Origin of the sequence: Olivibacter ginsenosidimutans, from assembly GCF_039542865.1 — a bacterium.
GTDB classification, from domain to species: Bacteria; Bacteroidota; Bacteroidia; order Sphingobacteriales; family Sphingobacteriaceae; genus Olivibacter; species Olivibacter ginsenosidimutans.
The window spans coordinates 222,487-244,791 of record NZ_BAABIQ010000044.1 but is presented as its reverse complement, the minus strand read 5'-3'; the positions used below and the strand labels follow the sequence as shown (position 1 = coordinate 244,791).

Sequence of the window (22,305 nt, the reverse complement as noted above, 5' to 3'; positions counted from 1 at the left end):
AATAAGCTGTAGGCAATAGGCTCTAGGCAATAGGCTCTAGGCATTTAGCTTATAGCCTACAGCTTACAGCCTATTACTGCTTGTTCAGCCGTGCTTCTTCTAAATCTAAATTATGCTCCATTTCGCGGATAACATGGTCATCGAATTTCTTTTCCCTACGGAAACGTTCCAGCCCCGCTCTGCGTAATGCCACCAATTCCAACATCACACGCCGATAAAGCATACGCACGGAAAAGAGTTGGTCTTTTTTCTCTTGTTCATTAGAAGTACTTTCTGTGGCTTCAATACTGCGTTGCAATTGCTCTTTAATCCGTCCGATGGTTGGGTATTCTGCCATTTCGCGCTCATATTTTTTGTCTAAATAGTGAATGCTTTCCTTTGCCAGCTGAAGTCGAATAGCCTCCACCTGATCACGCTCGGGTACATATTCATCTATTTCATCAACTTTTAATACTTTCAGAAAAAGGGGGAGGGTAAGCCCTTGAAAAACCAGGGTAACGAGAATAACAATGAAGGTAATGAATAGAATCAGATTTCGATGTGGAAAAGCTTCTCCGTTTTCCAGTGTTAAAGGAATGGCCAGTGCAGAGGCCAGGGAAACGACACCGCGCATACCCGCCCAGCCAATGATAAAAGGCAATTTCAGTCCCGGACTTTTTTCTTTGGCGCGGATACGCTTACTTAGCCAACGTGGTATAAAGGCCGAAAGATAGACCAAAATAATGCGTAAAACAATAACGATACCACTAATGTAAAGTGCATAGCGAATAGCTTCTTCCTTGGAATATCCTTCCAAGCCTTCCATTATAACAGGCAACTCTAACCCAATCAGAATAAAGACAAAACCATTTAACAGAAAGCCGATGGTAGCCCATACTTCTTTCGTTTGGAGGCGTGTATGGTAATTTAAAAAATCCCGGGAACGAAAGGATAAAAATAATCCACCACTAACCACAGCGAGTACTCCTGACCATTCAAAATGCTCGGCTACAATATACATGAGATAAGGTGCAATTAAGGTAATAGGTGTGGTGATGTTAGACGACTTGGCCAGGTAACGCAGTACGAAATAAAGAAGGTGTCCGATAACGAGTCCAACGACTACACCCATGACCGATAAAATTATAAATTCTGTCGCTGCTTCCTGTAATACAAATTGCCCCGTTATGATAGCGGCTAAGGCAAAGCGAAAAACCGTAAGTGATGCGGCATCGTTTACCAAACTTTCTCCTTCTAATATGGCCAAGCCTCGTTTAGGCATACTTATACCTTTGAGAACAGATGTTGCGGCAACAGCATCCGGAGGAGAGATAATCCCTCCTAATAGAAAACCTAAGGCTAGGGTGAAACCCGGAATGAGGTATACGGTAGCATAAGCAATAGCTAAGGAGGTGAATAATACTAATCCGAACCCTAAATAAAGGATTGACCTCCGCCATCTCCAGAAATCATTCCACGAAGTGTACCATGCTGCCTCGAAGAGGAGGGGCGGTAGAAAGATTAGGAATACCATATCTGGATCAACCTTGATATTATCAGGCATTTGGCCAATAAAACTGATACCCAAGCCTCCAATAACCAGTAAAATAGGGTAAGAAATTTTTAAACGCTGACTGACGAGGTACAGCATGGCCATGGCGAAAAATAAGGTCAATATGAGTAAGAGGTTCTCCTGAATCATAAGGTAAAAATACAAATTTAGCTATTAGATATGAGATACAAGTATCAAGACATAAGACGCAAGTATTAAGACGTCTGTCTGCGGTAGGCCCCATTCTTAAAACGTATAAATTCAGTTACCTTGCTTTCCGCTTTCTGCTTTTCGTTTAATGGTTTTCTCCGGGTCAAAAAAATGATTTAAAGGTCCTTTTCCTTTGCCTATGGCTACGTCTTTGCCTTGCAAAAGCGCTTGATAAACATAATGTTGTGCTTTAGTGATGGCGCTCAGCTCATTTTCACCCCTTGCGAGATAAGCCGCTATGGCGCTGGAGAGTGTACATCCCGTACCGTGGGCATTAGGTGTTTCTATCTTTGGAAACGAATAGGTATGCTGCTGTCCGTCGGATGCAAAATAAATAGTGGTTAAGGTATTGCCTTTTAGGTGGCCGCCTTTAAGAAGAACCGATTGGCAGCCTAAATCCTTGATCTTTTGGCCTGCCTGAAGCATATCGTCGATGGTCTTAATCGGCATCTTGGCCAATAAACTGGCTTCGTCTAGATTAGGTGTGAGGATATGGGTTAAGGGAAATAGTTTTGTTATCATGGCCTGTATGGCCGATTTTTCCATGAGCTGATGGCCACTGGAGGATACCATCACTGGGTCGAGCACTAGGGATACCTTCGTATGGGCTTCTAATCGTTTCGTCAAGGCCGAAACGATCGCCTTGGTATGTACCATTCCCATCTTGATGGCTTGTGGTGGAATGTCTGTTAGCAGGGCATCGAGTTGTTTAACCACCACCTCTGGAGGAATAGCATGTAATGCCTGTACTCCCAGCGTGTTTTGTACTGGTAAGGCTGTGAGTACGGAAGTTGCATAGCAGCCTAGTGCGGAAATGGTTTTTATGTCGGCAGGTATTCCTGCACCACCACTACCGTCAAAGCCAGCAATGGCCAGTACCGTGTGATATTGTTGTTCTGCATCCATGAGCTATGCAAACCTCGTTAAAAATATGATGAAATACAATGTGCTTTTTTTACCGCTATATTTGTCGTTTTTCACCATCCATAACTATTTAAGACCTATTTATCTTTGTTATAAAGTAATAGTTATGGAAAATCAATTTAATAAACAAAACGTATTAAGTGGCCTGGAAGAAAAATTTGGTCATTTCATACATGCACTTAGCTTATTTGATGCTAAGCAACTAAATCAACAGCCCGCCTATGGGGGTTGGACGGCAGGGCAGGTGGCCGACCATATGATTAAAGCTACTGCTGGTTTACCTGACGGGCATACGAAAGACGCAGAACGAGCTATCGATCGTTTTGTACCTGATCTAAAGGCTATTTTTCTTGATTTTGATACGCAACTGCAATCTCCGGATTTCATTTATCCCGGAAACGGTCCGTTTACTAAAGAAGCACTAATCGATCAATTGGAAAAGCAGGAGTCCATGTTAATGGAAAACGTGCAGACAAACAATGTTAAAGCGGTCTGTATCGATGCACCTTTTCCGACGCTGGATTTTTTGACCCGATACGAATGGTTTATGTTTATACAATTCCATTTAGCGCGTCACGAACACCAATTAAAGAAAATTCATGCGGCTTTATTACGTACTAGCGATACCAAATTAAGTACTAGTGATACCAATCCCGTATGATAACCTTTATAGCTGGATCGCCAGCATGTACTAACTGTTGGAATGCCTTTAAATCGCTTTTTCCATTTTGTCCCCGGTAATGGTATGGATAAACAATTTTTGGCTTGAACGCTAATACGGCTTTGGCAGCTTGTTTCTCTGTCATTGTATAAGGCATATTCATACATATAAATGCGATAGCGATATTTTTCAGGTTGCGCATTTCGGGAATGTCTTCGGTATCGCCGCTGACATATACCCGTTTATTCCCCAATGTCAGTACATAGCCGTTACCTCTGCCCTTGGTATGAAAAGCTTCCGCTGATTCGGGTAAATTATACATCGGAATGGCCTCAATCTGGATACCGGCTAATTTCGTTTGCTCTCCGTTTTTTAAGATGCGCGCTTTTGCTTTCAGGCTGTCAGGCAACTGGTCGGCTACCACTTGCGGAACGATCAAAGTAGCTTGGGAAAGATCAAGATGTTGCAACGAGCTAATATTGAAATGATCACCGTGGATGTCTGTAATAAACACTAAATTGGGTGTAGGCAGGTTTTTTAATTTCTCTGGATCCGTACTGGGATCGAATAAAAAATGTTGATCTCCCCAGCCAAGCAGAAATGCCGCATGTTCAATGGGTTGAACACTTATATTGTCGATTTTATCGACCGATTGGGCAAAGGAGGCGATGGATAAACAGCATCCAATAAGGGAAAAAAGAAATGTTTTCATGGTACTATGCTATTGAGTTAAAACATAAAGATAGTAATTAAATTGCGATGGGGGTTGAAGACAGAAATGAAGACTTGTGAAAAAAGGTAAAATTAGTTAAGTTTGTGCATGGATGCATTGTTAATTCACCCAGAAAATAAAGAGCAACTAAGGGCTGTGAAGGCCTTTTTGAAAGCGATGAAGATTCCTTTTGAAGAAAAAAAAGAAGATTTCTTTTATCCTGAATATGTTATAGATGGGGTAAAAGAATCTTTAAAACAAGCTAATAATGGTAACCTTATCCAATATACCGGAATAGAGAATATGCTCAATGCAAAATGAAATTGAATGTCCTTTACACACCATCGGCCAAAGAGACACTAAAATCTGTATATCAATTTATAACAACAAAATTCGGTCATCGTTCTGGAAAGAAATTTCTTAAAAGAGGTAGAGGCAACGGTAAAACTGATTGCCGTTAATCCTTTAATGTTTAAAGCTTCAGAAATTGATAACAGTGTTAGGATTACCTTCGTAGCAAAACAATGTTCCCTTTTCTATAGAGTGACTGAGGAAGCTATAAACCTATTATATTTTTGGGATAACCGCCAGGAACCCTTCGAAACTAAGCTGTCTTAAGCTTAGTAGAAATAGTTTATGGAAAGCGAAGCCAATGTAATTAGTCAAAAATAACTATCTTCCGCCCGGATTAAGGAATTTACCGTGGCAAATTTCACTTTTGATGCTATTAATAATGAAACGAACAATTTGTATACTGGGATGGGCAGTTTTGGTTTTAGTTGCCTGTAATAACAATCAGCAAAACAACGAAACAACAAGCGAGGATAATAATAGTGATACGAGTACAGCCATTCCGGCTCCGGCTACCGTCATTTTCAATGTCGCAGATACCATCCATCACGATAAAGATGCATTCACGGAAGGTTTTGAATTTCATGAAGGAAAATTGATCGAAAGTACCGGTGAATATGGAAAGAGTTCGATTAGAATATACCATCCGAAAAGTGGGTCGACTGAAAAGCTTATCCCCATAAAAGATCCAAAGATTTTCGGGGAGGGGATAACTTTTTTTCAAGGGAAAATGTATCAATTGACCTATCGAGAACATCAGGTGTTGGTTTATGATGAGCAGAACTTAAATCAGCCTATCCAGCGACTGACCTGGCCGAAGGAGGGTTGGGGAATGACCAACGATGGTACGAACCTGTTGGTGAGCGATGGCACGTCTACGTTGTATTATGTAAAACCGGATGATTTCAGTGTGGTGAAGACCTTGACGGTTAATAGTACAGAAGGGGCGGTAGACCAACTCAATGAGCTGGAATTTATCGACGGTTATATTTACGCCAATCGTTGGCATGAGGATGCTATTTATAAGATCGACCCCAATACCGGTTATGTCGTGGGAAAAATGCATTTTGAGGGTATGCTGGAACATTATTTACCCCAGCTCATCCACGGGGAAGAAGACGTACTCAATGGCATTGCATACGATCAGCAAGAGAAAATGTTGTATCTAACGGGCAAAAATTGGCCAATCACCTTTAAGGTTACATTTTAGTTACGAGTTGTACGTATAACCCAAATTATAATTGTTTTTTACGTTTTGCAAAATGTAATAGTTACATTTTTGTTTATTTTGTTGTGCGTTGTAAGCACTTACGGCCCACAACGCACAACGTATAACGAACTACAATTTTTTAATGGTTTCTGTGATACTGCCACAGGTCATCATTTTTTCTCCGAAATAAGGATTTCTAATGTTCTTCGACGGACTGATCCAGTTAGCGCCATCATTGTTGGCTGCCATAGGACAATGTGCTAAATAGAATTCACCGGAAGCAACGCCTTCTGCCTTAATCTGCGCAACAAGAGCATCACTTAACGTCGCGAAAGCTTCCCGCTGTTTTTGCAAATCAGTTGCCGATAGGATATTACCCGCCGCTGTCTGTATCCCTTTTCCGCCATCCCAAAGTTTGCTGGCTTCTTCTATCAAAAGCGCTGCTTCTTTGGCTTGCGCTACATCTCCCTCAACTAATGCCTCCTGTAAGTGGAGGTAATGTGGATAGAGGGCATTAAGTTCGGCACGCTTCGTTGTAGGTGTTGTTTGGGCCGTTTCATCCTGCTGAACTTCTGTTTGCTTTTTTGCCGAATCGCTGGACGATTGGTCTGCATTTTGACAAGATGTTAAAAAAAATGCTGCTGCCAATGCAGTTGATCCGATGTTTAAAAATGTTGTTTTCATTTTATTTAGATATTAGATATTAGATATTAGATATTAGATATTAGATATTAGATATTAGATATTAGATATTAGATATTAGATATTAGATATTAGATATTAGATATTGTCTTAAAAGCTTGATAAGTGATGAACGATGAATTATAAGTGATGCGTTCATTGTAAATTAGTTAGATACGCACAACTGATAACTCGTAACGCGCAACTTATAACTCATAACTCATAACTAATTAACAACTCCTCCTTTCTTGAGTACATATTCGCTGTATAGCAAATAAGCTCCGCTTATGACCACGTTATCTCCAGCCTTTAACCCACTGGTGATGGCCGTTCGATCAAAGGCTTCGGCTCCCGTTTCTACTATACGGGGTTCGAATTTCTCTTTACCCAATGCGATCCATACATGACTGCTTTTCCCACTCCGGATAATAGCATTGCTGGGAACGCTTAACGATTCAATTGAGGAAGTCTGTGGCAATAGAATCGTAGCGGGCATACCTGCTTGGAGCTTGTTGTCCGGATTAGCAATAGTTCCTCTTAACTGCAAAAGCTGTGTGCTTTCCTGATAAGCGGGTGAAATAAATTGCACTTCCATTTGGAGTGGCTGTTCCGTGTTGCCATTGGCAAATACGGTGAGTTTTTGCCCTTCCTTTACTAAAGAAGCTTCACGCGGATAAATGTCCGCTTCTACCCACATACTATGGTAGCCTTCTAATCGTAATAACGCGTCCCCTTCAGCGACATACTGGCCTTCGGTTATTAAAAGCTCGGATACTACTCCGCTGCTAGGTGCATAGAAAGTGATATAGGGAGAGGCCTTTCCACTACGCAGTAAGGAAGAAAGCTGCTGCTGAGTCTGGCCATATAACAACAGTTTCTGTTTCGCTGCTTCAAAAATATCCTGAAAGCGCGTGTCGCTGGTAAACTGTTCCGCCTGCTTATGGGTCATTAATAATTCTTGCTGTAAGGTGAGCAGCTGCTCGGAATAGCCTTTAAATAAGGCTTGCCCTTTACGGATGGAGGTGCCTGTTTCTTTTACATATAATTGTTCAATTCTGCCGGCATTACGGCTACTGATGACATTGCTTTCTTCTGGGTTTACCCGCAATCTACCGTTAGTTCTCGTATAATTGTTTACATTTCCTGCACCAATAACTGCAGTGCTAATATGCGCTAAAGCCTGCTGCTCTGCATTTAAGGTTAAGAACTTATCTTTTTTATTCCGATCAAAAGGAACTAAATCCATTCCGCATATTGGGCAGGAGCCTTTATGGTCTTGTACGATTTGCGGATGCATCGGGCAAGTGTACGTGCTTGTGGCAGTCGCTTTGTTCGATTGTTTACGACCCGAGCAAGCGCTTAACCAAAGGGATGGCACAACGGCGGAGGCCAATACGATTTTTATAGCTTGTTTTCTATTCATCACCAACGCGTTTATCTGTTAATACAAAATCTTCACTATCTACGAGATAAGCAGCATTCTTCGCTAATTGCCAATGCTCAATATTGCTTATTACTTGTACCTCCTCTTGGGTAGAAATGCCAGTTTGTATAGGCACAGCCTTAAAAATACCCTGCTCTTTCTTAAAGACAACAGCGGTATTTCCGAGTTGTACGACTGCTTGTTTGGGTACCCAGAACCCTTCTTTTTCGGAGAAGGCTAATGTGCCTTTTAGCAGTTGACCCACGGGTAATTTTATTCCTTTAAGATAAACACGTGCTATACTGAAATTTTCTCCGGCATTGAACGTCGGCTGAATTAAGCCAATTTCTCCCTGATAGCTTTCTTGGGGCTGGTCTATATTTTGAAAAAGTATCTTTTTGCCTACAAAAACCTTTGTGGCCCATTTAGATGGAAAGGCAAATTCGGCTATTAAGTCGGTGTTGGTATAGATGGTAAAGATCCCTTGTCCGGTATTTACATATTGCCCTTCACGTAGTAATATGGGTGAGCTTTCGAGACGGGTAGGAGGTGGGGGTTGCATGGATGCGGTGGATGACGCGTTCATGGCATCCATCTCTTCAGCATTGCCGGTAATGATGGAGCTATTAGCTGCTGGTGCAGCTGAAACCGGTTTGCTTTTTTCGAGGATATAACCACTCGCTGTACTATAAATAGGTATGCGGTATAATACGGTACCCGTTTTCAAAACCTGTTGGACTTGCTGAGTGCTCATACCCAAATATTGTAGCTTCTGCATGGCAGCTAGCATTAAGGCTTGTTGCTGCGTGTTACGTAAAAGCAACAACTCGCGTTGAGCGCTAACCAGTTCGGGCGAATAAATTTCGAGAAGCAGCTGCCCCTTGTGAACTGGCTGATAGTTATATTTAACGTATATTCGTTCCAGTCGACCGCTTACGCGACTACTTATACTGGTGTTGTTCCGACTGTCGTAGTTTACTTTTCCGGTTACTTGAACGGGAAATACCTGTAGTCCCTTTTTGGCCTGTATTGTTGCTACTTGAGCTACAACCTGTTGATTGGTAGCTTGTGCGAGCTGGCGAACACTTGAATCTACTGTGTTATGTGTATGTACCTTCTGGTCTGTCGTATGGTCTCTGTTCGGTGTGCAAGCCGTAACTAACAGCAACAAACAACCTATAACGAGCTTATTTATACAGTTCCTTTTCATAGTTTACGAGCATTAGATAGCGCTTTAACTTTTCATCTAACAAAGAATTCTTCATCATATTAAGCGCTTCCCAGTCGGATAATACGGCGGGTAATTGCTGCTTATTTTCGCGGTAAGCCTGAAAGGTAGCTTCCATAGCGCGCTGTAGGGCAGGAATGACCTTGTCGCTTATTCTTTTTATCTGCTCTTCCATATTGCTGATTTCTTCTTGCATACCATATAGCATCCCTTGGCTTTCCAATAGCATTCCTTGTCGCTCCTGTTGCATGGCATCCAGCTCCAGTTGCATGGCTTTCGTTTCGTTCTTGTACATGCTGCTGCTCCAAGGCGCGATAGGAATACTAACCATACCCATAACGCTATAAGCATTGGGCATCATGTTGCCTAGCGGACTCATATGATCAAAGCGAATTTTAAAATCTGGTTTACGTTCGCGCTTCATGCTTTCAATACCTAAACGCATGGTTTGCATATCGGCATTCATTTGATGAATATCTTTCCTACGCTCGGCCAGCAATGTGGTGTCAAGTGCTGCTTGTGGACTGAATGTAGGAGTAGCAGTAGTATCAATAGTAAAGGGTGTATCGCCGGGAACATTCATCAAGCTGTTTAACCAGGCTCTGGCACGTGCAATTTCTGCTTCCTGCATTTGGCGCATATTGCGGTTTTCTTCGAGCTGAGCCTCGGCTTTAAAGACATTGCTGAGTTGCGACTGATTATACTCATAGCGGATAGCTTCGATTTGTTTCATGCTTTGGAGTAAGGTTTCGTTTTCCTTCAAAAGACTGATCCGTTGTGCGGCAATTACCCAGGTATAGTATAAACTTTTAGCTTGGGCTTGGAGTTCATTCAGATTAACGGCGCGCTTTGCATCTTCTGTAGCGGCCTGCGACTGGATATATTGTTTATTAGCTTGTTGCTTACTGGGATTTGGAATTTCCTGTTCTACAGTAAACATCAGCGACCCTTTGTCGCCATCACTCATTAACGCTTGTCCGGGATAAGGCGTCATAAAGGTACCTGCCCCTACCATGGGCGCCATCCAGCTCGTTGCCGCTTTTGCGCGGTAAGTAAAGCTTTGGCTTCTGGAAGCATAAGCTTTTAGTTTGCTGTTTTGTTGATCGATGCGTGCAAGAATCGTATCCAAGGGGAGTACGGCCGCCTGAGGTGCTTGCGCACGGCTGCTGTAAGCTGTTAGGAGTAACAACAGCAGTAAGCAAAGCGGATATAAGGAACGATATCGCTTATTACTTAGCATCATAAATTTCCAATTTTCCATATTTACGTAATTCGTATTCTTTGGTCATTAAAAATATTAGTGGGGTAACCAGTAAAATATGTGTAGAAGAAGTCAGCACACCCCCAATCATCGGGAGCACGATGGGACGCATCACATCTGTACCCACACCGGTAGCCCATAGTACCGGTAGAAGTCCAAACAATGAAACACAGACGGTCATGATTTTTGGCCTTAACCTTTTGGCCGCACCCTGGATAACATAAGCGCTCAAATCTTCTTTACTAATAGTTTCGCTGCTATTTCCTTTGGCTTTAACCAGTTGCTGCATGGCATCATTGAGATAAATTACCATGACAATACCGGTCTCTACCGCTACCCCAAACAAGGCAATAAAGCCTACTGCTACCGCTACAGAAAGATGGACACCCCAGAAATAGATCATGTAAGCACCGCCTATAAGGGCGAAAGGAATCGTCACCAAGCTCAAAAATGCTTCTCTTAATGAATGGAAAGCAAAATAGAGCGCGAAGAAGATAATGATGAAGACTAGGGGCGCAATCCATAATAGGGTTTGTTGTCCGCGGATTAAATTTTCATATTGTCCGCTCCATTCCAGAAAATAACCTGGAGGTAGAATCGCTTCAGCACTGTTCAATTTTTCTATCGCTTCCTGCACTGTTGTGCCTAAATCCCGATCGCGCACATTAAATAAAACGGCACCCCGTAGCAGGGCATTATCTGAGGTAATCATCGGTGGGCCATCCTCAAAACGGAGATTGGCTACAGCGTTTAAAGGTACTTCGCCAAAGGAGGCACTTTGCAAAGGCACTCTGCCTAATTGCGTTAGGCTATTGCGGTAGTCTTGTGCGAGGCGGACGTTGATACTGAATCGCCTACGTCCTTCTATGGTTTGTCCGATAGCGGCACCACCGATAGCCGACTCTACGGTTTGGTTCACCTCATCTACCGTTAAACCATAGCGGGCTAAGGCATCTCTTTTGATGTCGACTGCTAAATACTTTCCACCAGTGATGGGTTCGACATAGAGATCTTGGATGCCTGGTGTTCCCTCCAACGTTTCCCGTACTTTTTCTGAAACGCTGGCCAAGGTATCGAGGTTCTGGCCAAAAACTTTAATACCAACGTCGGTACGGATACCCGTAGCTAGCATATTGATACGGTTGATGATCGGTTGCGTCCAGCCATTTACGACACCCGGAATTTGCAGTTTCTTGTCTAATTCTTGAATAAGCTGCTCTTTGGTCATGCCTTCCCGCCACTGGTCTTTAGGTTTGAGCATAATAATCGTTTCGATCATGCTCATGGGGGCATTATCGGTTGCGGTACTCGCTCTGCCCGCTTTACCTAATACCTGCGCGACTTCCGGAACGCTTTTGATAATTTTATCCTGTACCTGTAAAATACGTTTGGCCTCACTGTTGCTCACATCGGGTAGCGTAACGGGCATAAAAAGAATGCTTTGTTCATCTAAAGGAGGCATGAATTCGGTCCCTAATTTTTTCAGCAAAGGAATGGTGAGCAGTAGCGCAATGATGTTGATAGCGATGGTTGTTTTACGCCATGTTAACACGATCTTTATAATGGGCTCATATATTTTTTCCAGGAATCGGTTTATCGGATTAGCTTGGTCTGACTTAAACCGTCCTTTCATAAAAAAGGAAATCAATACAGGCGCTAGGGTAATAACCAATAAGGCATCCACCACTAATATGAAGGTCTTGGTAAAAGCAAGCGGGTGGAAGAGCTTACCTTCCTGCCCGGTAAGCATAAAAACAGGTAAAAAGGAGGTAATAATAATTACCGTAGCAAAGAAAACACCGCGGCTTACCTGCTTACTGCTTTTGCCGATTATTTCAATCCGCTCTTCTTCCGAAATCCAGCTTTTTTTCCGTTTAAATAATTTTTTTAATCGCTTCATGCTTCTGTACTTGCTTGATGTGTTGAATGATACCTTTCAGCAAGGTGTTTATAGGCATTTTCGCTCATGATAATGCCATTATCTACAATAACGCCAATGGCTAACGCGATCCCGGTTAACGACATAATATTGGAAGAGATGTCAAAGGCGTTTAATAGAATAAAGCTGATGGCAATGGTTACTGGTATTTGGATAATTATGCTCAGTGCGCTGCGCCAATGGAAGAGAAAGAGGATCACAATGAGCGATACCACGACCATTTCCTCTATAAGCGTGTGTTTGATGGACGATACCGACTCCTTAATCAATTCGCCCCGGTCGTAAACGATATCAAAGGTTACGCCTTTCGGTAAGCCTTTTGCTACTTCTTTCATTTTTGCTTTTACATTTTCGGTTACTGCTGCTGCATTTTCACCATAACGCATTACAACGATACCGCCTACCCGCTCGCCTTCGCCATTCTGATCGAAAATGCCCAATCGCGGTTCGCCCGTCATTTGCACCGTTCCAATATCGGATACGGTGATGGGATTGCCCTGTTGATTGCCAACAGGCAACTGTTCAATATCTTGCATAGACGCCAAATAACCACTTGTTTTGATGATGTAACCAATATCGCTCATCTCGAATTTACGACCGCCACTTTCATTATTGTTGCTTCGGATTGCCTGGATTACCTGGGCAACCGAAAGCTTGTAGTATAAAAGTTTGTTAGGGTCGATAGTTACTTGGTATTGTTTCTGGAAGCCACCGAAAGAAGCAATTTCGCTTACCCCCGAAACGTTCTGAAGGGCAAATTTGACATACCAATCTTGTATGGCCCGTTGCTCACCCAGATCCATATCGGGCGCCGCCAAGGTGTACCAGAGTACATGCCCAACACCGGTGCCATCGGGGCCTAAAGTAGGCGTAACTCCCTGTGGCAGCGTATTATTTAAGGTGCTCAGGCGTTCTAATACGCGTTCACGCGCCCAATAGATATCCACGTCGTCTTCAAAAATGATATAGATAAAACTCATGCCGAACATGGAGTTGGCACGGACGTATTTTACACGTGGCAAACCTTGTAAGTTTGTTACCATAGGGTAGGTGAGCTGGTCTTCTACCAATTGTGGTGAACGCCCCATCCATTCGGTAAACACAATAACCTGATTTTCGGAGAGGTCTGGAATCGCGTCAATGGGATTCTTTTTTACAGCAAAAACACCCCAAATAAATAATCCTAGACTTAGAAATAAGACGATAAATCGATTACGTAAAGACCAATCAATGATGTAGTGAACCATTTTGTTTTTGCGAGCTTGTCCGCCTACTGGCGGATTATGCGTTATCAGTTACGAGCCTATCCGCCCACTGACGGATTGTTGGTTATTGTTCTTAGGAACAACGTTCGTTATTTCGACCGAAATAAAATGGAGCGGAGAAATCTATGAAGGAATCGATTAAATAAATAAACAAGCGACTCGGAGATTTCTTTCCGTTAAATTACAGTCAAAATAATAAGAAGGATAAGGCTATATAAGATAGGTGCAATGGCGTACGTATAGGGATGGGTATCCACTGTACGGTGGCGCATTGTTGACTGGATGGCTTACCGTTAAATTGATCAACGCTTTGCTGGGATGCAAAGCATAGTTGGTGGGCAATATTGCCGTAGCGAGCGGGGAGAACTGTTGAAAAGCCCATTCGGCTGCTTGGTGATTTTTTTCCAGCTTAACCTGTTTGTGCTCTTCTTTGCAGCAATTCTTCTTTTTGCTGTTGGACTTTTCCATCCCGCAGATACCACATTTGCCCATATCTTTTTGCCAAAAGGTGGTTTCTACGTAGCGGTCCATGCAATAATGGCTATACGTACTAAACCCCGTGGCAATGCCAAGGTATAAAAAGGTCAATATGAGGGCAAATGCCTTCTTCACAAAAGCAAAGGTAAGAAAAAAAGATTAGTCAGTTTTATATTTTAATGGAGAAGATGTATAAAATTTGTTAAAGCAGAAAGCCATTTACCTATTAAGTTCTAGTCAACTGCTGACTTTCTTCTACCTTGAAGCGTAGCGGGATCCTAATCCTAACTGGGGATGATCGGGATTTTCCCGATAAAGCCTCGATGAAATCACGGTCGCGTCACGGTAAACCCCCGATAAATGGCAAAACTTGGGGTGAAGTTGGTTAGGTGTTTGTGTTTTTTGTTATTTTTATCCGTGAAGATAATGATGCTCATCAATAGTACATTTCCGGTGATTATAAGGCTGGGTGATGCACAGCTCACCCTCCATGCGGTAACAGAAGTATTAAGCTTTTTTGTAGCCTATCGCTATTATGTATACCTGAAGCGACGAAGTGGGGACGCTATTTCATCAGAAAATAGGTTGTGGATTATTTTGGGTGCTACTATCGGGGCATTGTTGGGCTCACGGTTGGTAGGCGGGATGGAAAATTTTCCTGCCCTATTGAATAGTACGCATCCTTTAACCTACCTTTACCTCAATAAAACCATATTGGGTGGCTTTCTAGGAGGGATTTGGGGAGTAGAACTGGTTAAATTGGCGATTGGCGAGAAGCGAAAGAGTGGAGACCTATTTGTATATCCTATTTTGCTGGGCTTGATTATTGGACGTATAGGTTGTTTTAGTATGGGCGTCCACGAAGAAACGTATGGCCTACCGACTTCCAGCTTTTTGGGGATGGATTTGGGAGATGGTTTGATGCGGCATCCGGTAAGTTTATATGAAATCGTTTTCTTACTTTTACTGTGGATGGGATTAAAGCAATGCGAAAAACGATTGGACTTATCAGAAGGTGCGCTGTTTAAATTATTAATGATAGCTTATTTCTGCTTCCGTTTCTTACTCGATTTTATCAAGCCGCATTATACCTGGCCAATCGGGCTTTCAACCATCCAAATGGTTTCACTCGTGGGGCTATTGTATTATTTACCTGATATGATTAAGCCCAGAAGATTAATAAAAACTGCTTATGCCTGAACGTCCGTATACGTATTATGATTTTACCACGAGCATCTGTAGCACCTGTTTAAGACGGGTAGATGCCAAGATTGTTTTTGAAGACAATAAGGTGTACATGCTGAAAAACTGTGTACACCATGGTTTCGAGAAAGTGTTGATCGCAACCGATGTAGCCTATTACAAGAATATTCGCAATTATAACAAGCCGTCGGAAATGCCCTTGCAGTTTAACACCAAGACGCAGTATGGGTGTCCCTACGATTGCGGACTTTGTGTCGATCATGAACAGCATAGTTGTTTGACGGTAGTCGAAATTACCGATCGTTGTAATTTAACCTGCCCCACCTGCTATGCCATGAGCAGTCCACATTACGGTCGGCATCGTACAGTAGCAGAGGTGGAAAAAATGCTGGATATCGTCGTGGCCAATGAGGGAGAACCGGATGTGGTGCAGATCAGCGGTGGGGAACCTACGGTGCATCCGGATTTTTTTGAGATCTTGGATATCGCGAAAAAGAAGCCTATCAAACACCTCATGGTGAATACCAATGGTATCCGTATTGCGAAGGATTTCGAGTTTACGAAGCGTCTGGCATCTTATATGCCTGATTTTGAAATTTATTTACAGTTTGATTCCTTTAAAGCGGAGGCTCACCAGCATTTACGTGGACAGGATTTGACGGAAATCCGTAAACAAGCGCTGGAGCATTTGAATGCCTTAAATTTGTCCACTACCTTGGTCGTCACACTCCAGCTGGGTGTCAATGATGACGAAATAGGAGAGATTATTGATTTTGCACTTAAACAGCGCTGTGTAAGAGGGGTTACGTTCCAGCCCGTACAGGTTGCCGGTCGTTTTGAAAAAGTTGATCCGGCGGTGCATCGCATGACCATGACAGACGTACGCCAAAAAATATTGGAACAAAGCTCCATTTTTACGGCGCAGGATCTTATACCTGTGCCCTGTAATCCGGACGCTTTGGCCATGGGCTATGCGCTAAAATTAGCTGGTGAGGTATTTCCGCTTACGCGTTATATTGATCCGGCAGTTTTGCTCGACAATAGTAGAAATACCATTGTATATGAACAGGATCAGGTGCTAAAAGAGAAAATGATTGATATCTTTAGTACGGGAGTATCAGTAGATAAGGTAGAAACCGAGCATATGCACCAGCTGCTGTGTTGCCTGCCTAACATACAGGCCGATGGCTTAAGTTATGATAATCTTTTCCGTATCATTATTATGCGTTTTATAGATGCATACGATTTTGATGTGCGTAGTATTAAAAAGAGCTGTGTACATATCGTCAATAAAGACGGAAAAATCATTCCTTTTGAGACGATGAACCTGTTCTATCGGGATGATAAAGAAGCATATTTAAAAGCATTGCAAAATGAACGTGTGCTTCCATAAAGCCGACATGTACCAGTGTATACTATAATTATAACAGTATGGAACTTTTTGGATTATTTTTTTTAATACCCTTCATCCCTTTGCTATTGATGTTTCTTGGATTCCTTAAGTTATTGAAGGGCGACGAAAAATCAAAAGCACAGGGCAAAACCTTATTCTTGATCGGCTTTATTATTATCGCATTAGCTTTGCTGATTGGCTTTTCTATTTGTAGTGGTATGTAAAATACCTTCCTTACTGCTACTTTTGTTTTAAATGCGCTGCTTGTTATTTTTACAAAAAAAATCACGATTTCGATGAATCCACTCAAAACCGCTTTATTATTTTTTCTGCTTGCTTGTTTTAGCTATCCATCTTCTGCTCAAGAAAATGCCGATTCATTATATATACGGCAGCACTATACCAAGATTGAACGGTACATTCCGATGCGGGACGGAGTGAAGCTATTTACTTCTATTTATATTCCGAAAGACCAAACAAAAAAATATCCGTTTTTAATTAACCGGACACCCTATACGGTTGTGCCTTATGGAGAAGATCAGTATAAGGCGACGCTGGGTCCGGATCCCTTGTTCATCCGTGAGGGATATATTTTCGTTTATCAGGATGTGCGTGGGAAATGGATGAGTGAAGGAAAGTATGCTGATATCCGACCGTATATTCCGAATAAAAAGAGCAAAAAACAGGTAGACGAAAGTAGCGACACCTACGACACCATCGACTGGCTGTTAAAAAACATTGCCAATAACAATGGAAAGGCGGGGATTTATGGTATTTCTTATCCGGGGTTTTATTCGACAGCCGCACTTCCGGATGCGCATCCTGCGCTGAAAGCGGTTTCACCGCAGGCGCCGGTAACGGACTGGTTTCGTGGTGATGATTTTCACCATAATGGCGCTTTTTTTGTAACCGATGCCTTTAATTTTTACAGTAGCTTCGGCGTGCCCCGTCCGAAACCGGTTAAACCGGGGCAAGAAGGAAAGAAAGTGGCTTATACCATCAACGATAATTACGATTTTTTCCTAAAATTAGGCGCCTTAAAACATGTAAAGGAACGCTATTTTGGGGATAGCATTCAATTTTGGAACGCGGTTACGACTCATGGTACGCTAGATACCTTTTGGCAAGCGCGCGAAATTACGCAACACTTGAAAAATATTAAACCCGCAGTATTAGTGGTGGGAGGTTTTTTCGATGCAGAAGATTGCTATGGTGCTTTGCATACGTATCAAGCTATTGAACAGCAAAACCCCAAAGCAGATAACCGATTGGTCATGGGACCTTGGTTTCACGGCGGGTGGGTACGTGGGGATGGCAGCTTCTTTGGTGATATCAGCTTCGGTCAGAAAACCAGTACCTGGTATCAACAAGCTTTGGAACTTCCGTTCTTTAATTATTATTTAAAGGGGAAAGGTACATTTAACCCTTCGGAGGCAACCATTTTTGTTACCGGCAGTAATGAATGGAAGCATTTTGATACCTGGCCACCTCAAGAGACCACCAGCAAATCCTTATATCTCCATGCCAATGGTAAGCTCAGTTTTGAACAGCCTACAGCAGCTGAAAGTTATGATGAATATGTGAGTGATCCAAACGCACCAGTACCTTACCAGAAGGGGGTTAACCAATCGCGCAGTAGGGAATATATGATAGATGATCAACGATTTGCCTCCAAAAGACCAGATGTTAAGGTCTACGAAACAGATGTCCTAACGGAAGATATTACCTTAACGGGGCCTTTATTGGCCAAACTACAGGTATCTACAAGCGGTACTGATGCCGATTACGTGGTCAAGCTCATCGATGTCTATCCGGACGATACACCCAATCCTTCTCCTAATCCAACTAATGTGTTGATGGGGGGATACCAGATGCTGGTAAGAGGAGAAGTGTTTCGGGGGAAATTCCGACATAGTTTTGAAAAGCCAGAACCTTTTAGGCCGGGAGAAATTACGGCGGTGGATTATACCCTGCCGGATGTGGCGCATACGTTTAAGAAGGGACATCGGATCATGATCCAGATCCAGAATTCCTGGTTCCCTTTGGTAGACCGTAATCCACAGCAATTTATAGATATTTACAACACCGCGGAAGATAGCGATTTTCAAAAGGCAACGCATCGCATTTACCATGATCAGCAGCATGCCTCGCATATCGAGGTGTCGGTGCTTTAATATTAAAGATTTTTAACTAACCAAACTGAATTATGAAACTAAAATTTGCCTTTCATTTATGGGGTATCTGGGCGATTTCTTTCGCTTTATTGATGGGATGTAAAAAGGATCGTGAGCAAACCGATATCGATTTATCTGCCGAGCACGAATTGTCCTCATTTATATTTAAGCAAGTCAATAACCCGGCATTGAGGATGGATATTGATGGGGAAATCATAGGCGATACGGTATTTGCCCATACCCTGGTTGGTACGGATTTGAGCACCTTGGTGCCCACGTTTGTGCATACGGGTGTAGGGGTTACGGTAGAAGGAGTTGAACAGCATAGCGATACAAGCGAACAGAATTTTACGCAATTAGTCCATTATAGCATAGCTGCTGAAAATGGTGATACACATACCTATGTGATCAAATTTAGCGATACGGGCTTGCCTGCTGTTTATATCGCTACAGGTGGGAAGTCTATTGACAGTAAAGAGGATTATGTAGATGGGCAGCTAAAGATTACAAAGGGACTAGCTGGAGAGGTATTGTTTGAAGGGGCTTTGGAGATCAAGGGCAGAGGTAACTCTACTTGGGGGATGCCCAAGAAGCCATATAAGGTAAAATTGCATGATAAAGCTGCATTATTGGGAATGCCGGCGGATAAAAACTGGGCATTGATGGCTAATTATGGAGACCAGTCATTACTGCGGAATGATGTAGCCTTTGAATTAAGCCGTAGGTTAGAATTGGAATATACCCCCCGACAACAATATGTTGAGTTATTTTTGAATGGGGAATACATGGGGAATTATAATTTGACCGAACATGTAAAAGAAGGGAAAAATCGGGTTCCAATTGATGAGGATAATGGCGGGTTTATCGTAGAAGAAGACGGTTATGCACACCAAGAACCAACATATTTCGATACACCGAAGGGGATGCCCATTACAGTAAAATTTCCGGATGAGGATGATATTACTTCAGCACAATTCGATTATATCAAGAACTATTACACGGCGTTTGAAAGCAGTTTGTTTGGCGAGGATTTTAGTGATGCTTCAAAGGGATATCAGCAGTATTTTGACCTGGCGAGTTTTGTGAATTATTATCTGGTCAGTGAAATATGCGGTAATACGGATATGTTTTGGAGCATGCGCATGTACAAAAAGAGCAGTCAAGATCCAAAAATATATACTGGGCCTGTATGGGATTTCGACTTAGGGTTTAATAATGATAAAAGAGTAGGTAACACCATAGATGATGCGCGAAAGAAACTGATGCTGACGGACGCACATTGGCCCCGTCAGTGGATCGATCGTATCATGCAAGACCCAGCGTTTAAAAAACTGGTACGTGAACGTTGGAATAGTGTAAAGGAAGACGTAAAAACCATCCCGCTGTATGTTGATGCACAAGCTAAACACTTGAAGTATAGTCAAGGTTTCAATTTTAAAAGATGGGATGTGTTGGGAGCACAGGTAAACCAAAGCTGGTTTGCAGGAGAAACCTATCAGGAATACGTGGATTTTGTTCGAGACTATTTGAGCGTGCGTGTAGACTGGTTGGACGAAGTAATCAATGGAGAACAGTTTGATTGATGAAGAGATTTTTTTGGGAATAGAAAAAAATATTATTAATCTTGTTAAAGCATAAGCTATTTGTAATGGCCGACTATAGATCGTTTAATTTATCTAACCATTGATTTGCTATTTTAGCGAATCTTCTGTTTACTTTTTTATCGCAACGCATATGAGCACACCTGAAGACATGCTATGGCTTGTACGGCTTAAAATGGGTGATAAAAGTGCGTTTCAAGCACTGTATACCAAGTATTGGGATATGGTATTTAATAATGCTTATAAGCGTTTGGGAAACCTAAACTTGTCGGAAGATGTTGTTCAGGAAGTTTTCAGTCAGTTATGGTTACGCCGTGAACAGGAACAGATACGGAATTTACCTGCTTATTTATATATAGCTACTAGAAACCAAGTATATAAACTTCAAAGGAAGGAACAAATTTATATACCCATTACGGAAATAGCAGAAGAATTGCGATTGCAACGAGAAAGTGCGGATGCCCAAATACTGTATAAAGAACTTTTGGAGACCTATAGACAACTGATTGAGCATTTACCACCGCAGCAACGGGAAATTTTTAAGTTAAGGTATGATGAAAATTTGGAGACAAATGAAATCGCTGAGCAATTAAAAATATCGCCAAAGACGGTCAGAAATCAATTGGGAAGGGCACTTAGCCGATTAAAAACGGCATTCACTTTTTTACTGATATTAACCATTTATATGCTGCTTAAAGTAAGTGGATCCCTTTCTTAAATAAAATTTAAAAAAATAATCTCCCCTAGTGGGCAAATTTCGAAAAAGAGGGTCATATAATATAGAACCAACTATATGGAACCCTTATCTAAAGAAGAATACTTAAGACTGGTAGACAAGTATATTTCAGGCGAGGCGTCTACAGAAGAAATAAGCTTTTTAGAGGCTTATTATGAAGCTTTTGCAACCAAAGAAGAATATACTACCTCTCTCAGTCGAAAGCAATATAAAATGCTATCAGCTCGTTTAAAAGAGCGAACGGATAGAAAAATAGCTTTTTATGATCAGATCCCGACGACTAGACGCTTCAATTTAGTTAAATATGCAGCGGTAGTATTACTTTTAATAGTTGCTGGTCTCTTTTTACTTCCTAGAAAAAATAATCCTACATCTTTTGAAAAGGCCCATATTACACCTAAACCAGGAACGGATAAGGCTGTTTTAACCTTAGCTAATGGGAAAAAAATCATCTTGGATAATAAGATGAACGATAGTGTATTTAAAGAGCACGGCTTGCCATTAAAAAAAGCCGAAGGCTATCTAAGCTATCAAACAGCTGATCATCAAGTTCCTTCAACGAAACGTCAGTTGGTTTATAATACCATTAGCACACCCAAAGGCGGTCAATATCGTGTAGAATTGTCGGATGGAACAGTGGTATGGTTGAACGCTTCTTCGTCCTTAACCTTCCCAGTTCAATTTAATGAACAACAACGGATAGTGGAATTAACAGGGGAAGGTTATTTCGAGGTTGCTAAAAGTCCTCATAAGAAATATATACCGTTCATCGTACATACGGCAGAACAGCGTGTAGAAGTTTTAGGAACACATTTTAATATCAATGCTTATAAAGAAGAACAGACGATTAGAACAACGTTGATTGAAGGTGCTGTTCGTGTTGTGAGTGGCTTTCGTGTTGATAAAGCAGTTGTGTTGAAGCCGAATCAACAAAGCCGTATTTCCAGATCAGGGAACGATGATGCAATAGACATCGTTTCGGTAAATGCGGATGCTGTGATCGATTGGAAAAATGGAAATTTTGTTTTTGACCGGGAGAATTTACCAGCAATTATGCGCAAAATTGCCCGATGGTACAACGTTGAAATTGAATATCAGGGAAAAGTAGATTTAGCCGACTTTGGTGGACAAATATCAAGGTCTAAATCACTACAAGAGGTGTTGACCGTGCTCGAATTAAGTGGGGGCGTACACTTTCAAATAAAAGGAAATAAAGTCATCGTTCGAGCAGAAGGATGATAGAACCCAAGGATGAACCATTTTAATCAATTAAATTATGAAGACTTAAATACCAAGACATGTGGCTAAAAGGAAAACCAGGAATG

The 22,305-nt window shown here is 42.0% G+C and carries 19 protein-coding genes; 9 read left to right on the top strand and 10 right to left on the bottom strand.

Going from position 1 to position 22,305, the window contains the following annotated elements:
• Positions 1-73 precede the first annotated feature (73 nt).
• Together ABD930_RS20570 and thiD are read right to left on the bottom strand one after the other, a co-directional pair.
• Positions 74-1,681 (bottom strand): Na+/H+ antiporter, encoded by a 1,608-nt coding sequence (locus tag ABD930_RS20570; protein ID WP_345234928.1) that lies wholly within the window; start codon positions 1,679-1,681, stop codon positions 74-76.
• A gap of 111 nt (positions 1,682-1,792) precedes the next feature.
• Positions 1,793-2,647, bottom strand: coding sequence for a bifunctional hydroxymethylpyrimidine kinase/phosphomethylpyrimidine kinase (gene thiD, locus ABD930_RS20565; RefSeq protein ID WP_345234926.1), 855 nt, complete (start codon positions 2,645-2,647; stop codon positions 1,793-1,795).
• Positions 2,648-2,771: 124 nt separating this feature from the next.
• Here thiD and ABD930_RS20560 point away from each other — a divergent pair, with 124 nt between their 5' ends.
• Positions 2,772-3,326 (top strand): DUF1569 domain-containing protein, encoded by a 555-nt coding sequence (locus tag ABD930_RS20560; protein WP_345234924.1) that lies wholly within the window; start codon positions 2,772-2,774, stop codon positions 3,324-3,326.
• Here the strand turns inward: ABD930_RS20560 and ABD930_RS20555 are convergent.
• Positions 3,304-4,038, bottom strand: a complete 735-nt coding sequence (locus ABD930_RS20555) for an MBL fold metallo-hydrolase (protein WP_345234922.1) — start codon at positions 4,036-4,038, stop codon at positions 3,304-3,306. The two genes, ABD930_RS20560 and ABD930_RS20555, sit on opposite strands and share 23 nt — an antisense overlap.
• A 108-nt stretch (positions 4,039-4,146) precedes the next feature.
• Between ABD930_RS20555 and ABD930_RS20550 the strand changes: the two genes are divergently transcribed.
• A complete protein-coding gene (locus ABD930_RS20550; RefSeq protein WP_345234920.1) occupies positions 4,147-4,359 on the top strand; it encodes a DUF2683 family protein in 213 nt (70 codons plus the stop codon).
• Positions 4,360-4,771: 412 nt separating this feature from the next.
• Complete coding sequence (locus tag ABD930_RS20545) at positions 4,772-5,599, top strand: glutaminyl-peptide cyclotransferase (RefSeq protein WP_345234918.1); 828 nt, start codon at positions 4,772-4,774, stop codon at positions 5,597-5,599.
• A gap of 129 nt (positions 5,600-5,728) precedes the next feature.
• Here the strand turns inward: ABD930_RS20545 and ABD930_RS20540 are convergent, their stop codons facing one another.
• The 7 genes from ABD930_RS20540 to ABD930_RS20510 form a co-directional block, all read right to left on the bottom strand.
• A complete protein-coding gene (locus ABD930_RS20540; protein WP_345234916.1) occupies positions 5,729-6,283 on the bottom strand; it encodes a DUF3347 domain-containing protein in 555 nt (184 codons plus the stop codon).
• Positions 6,284-6,506: 223 nt separating this feature from the next.
• A complete protein-coding gene (locus ABD930_RS20535) occupies positions 6,507-7,703 on the bottom strand; it encodes an efflux RND transporter periplasmic adaptor subunit (protein WP_345234914.1) in 1,197 nt (398 codons plus the stop codon).
• Positions 7,696-8,913, bottom strand: a complete 1,218-nt coding sequence (locus ABD930_RS20530) for an efflux RND transporter periplasmic adaptor subunit (RefSeq protein WP_345234912.1) — start codon at positions 8,911-8,913, stop codon at positions 7,696-7,698. Before ABD930_RS20530 ends, ABD930_RS20535 begins: the two co-directional genes overlap by 8 nt.
• The gene (locus tag ABD930_RS20525; RefSeq protein ID WP_345234910.1) at positions 8,891-10,174 is read right to left on the bottom strand and encodes a TolC family protein; all 1,284 of its coding nucleotides are present in this window, start codon (positions 10,172-10,174) and stop codon (positions 8,891-8,893) included. Before ABD930_RS20525 ends, ABD930_RS20530 begins: the two co-directional genes overlap by 23 nt.
• The gene (locus tag ABD930_RS20520) at positions 10,161-12,092 is read right to left on the bottom strand and encodes an efflux RND transporter permease subunit (protein ID WP_345234908.1); all 1,932 of its coding nucleotides are present in this window, start codon (positions 12,090-12,092) and stop codon (positions 10,161-10,163) included. The genes ABD930_RS20525 and ABD930_RS20520 overlap by 14 nt, the downstream gene beginning before the upstream one ends.
• Positions 12,089-13,378: an efflux RND transporter permease subunit gene (locus tag ABD930_RS20515; protein WP_345234905.1), complete on the bottom strand. Its 1,290-nt coding sequence runs from the start codon at positions 13,376-13,378 to the stop codon at positions 12,089-12,091. Before ABD930_RS20515 ends, ABD930_RS20520 begins: the two co-directional genes overlap by 4 nt.
• Before the next feature lie 228 nt (positions 13,379-13,606).
• Positions 13,607-14,008, bottom strand: a complete 402-nt coding sequence (locus ABD930_RS20510; protein WP_345234903.1) for an HYC_CC_PP family protein — start codon at positions 14,006-14,008, stop codon at positions 13,607-13,609.
• Positions 14,009-14,299: 291 nt separating this feature from the next.
• Between ABD930_RS20510 and ABD930_RS20505 the strand changes: the two genes are divergently transcribed.
• From ABD930_RS20505 to ABD930_RS20480, 6 genes are all read left to right on the top strand, one after another.
• Positions 14,300-15,073 (top strand): prolipoprotein diacylglyceryl transferase, encoded by a 774-nt coding sequence (locus ABD930_RS20505; protein ID WP_345234901.1) that lies wholly within the window; start codon positions 14,300-14,302, stop codon positions 15,071-15,073.
• The gene (locus ABD930_RS20500) at positions 15,066-16,469 is read left to right on the top strand and encodes a radical SAM protein (RefSeq protein WP_345234899.1); all 1,404 of its coding nucleotides are present in this window, start codon (positions 15,066-15,068) and stop codon (positions 16,467-16,469) included. Before ABD930_RS20505 ends, ABD930_RS20500 begins: the two co-directional genes overlap by 8 nt.
• A gap of 296 nt (positions 16,470-16,765) precedes the next feature.
• Entirely contained in the window at positions 16,766-18,643 is a 1,878-nt protein-coding gene (locus tag ABD930_RS20495) for a CocE/NonD family hydrolase (protein ID WP_345234897.1), read from the top strand.
• A gap of 32 nt (positions 18,644-18,675) precedes the next feature.
• The gene (locus tag ABD930_RS20490; RefSeq protein WP_345234895.1) at positions 18,676-20,226 is read left to right on the top strand and encodes a CotH kinase family protein; all 1,551 of its coding nucleotides are present in this window, start codon (positions 18,676-18,678) and stop codon (positions 20,224-20,226) included.
• Between the two features lie 151 nt (positions 20,227-20,377).
• Positions 20,378-20,962, top strand: coding sequence for an RNA polymerase sigma factor (locus ABD930_RS20485; RefSeq protein ID WP_345234893.1), 585 nt, complete (start codon positions 20,378-20,380; stop codon positions 20,960-20,962).
• 75 nt (positions 20,963-21,037) lie between these two features.
• Positions 21,038-22,219, top strand: coding sequence for a FecR family protein (locus ABD930_RS20480; protein WP_345234891.1), 1,182 nt, complete (start codon positions 21,038-21,040; stop codon positions 22,217-22,219).
• The last annotated feature ends 86 nt before the right edge of the window (positions 22,220-22,305 follow it).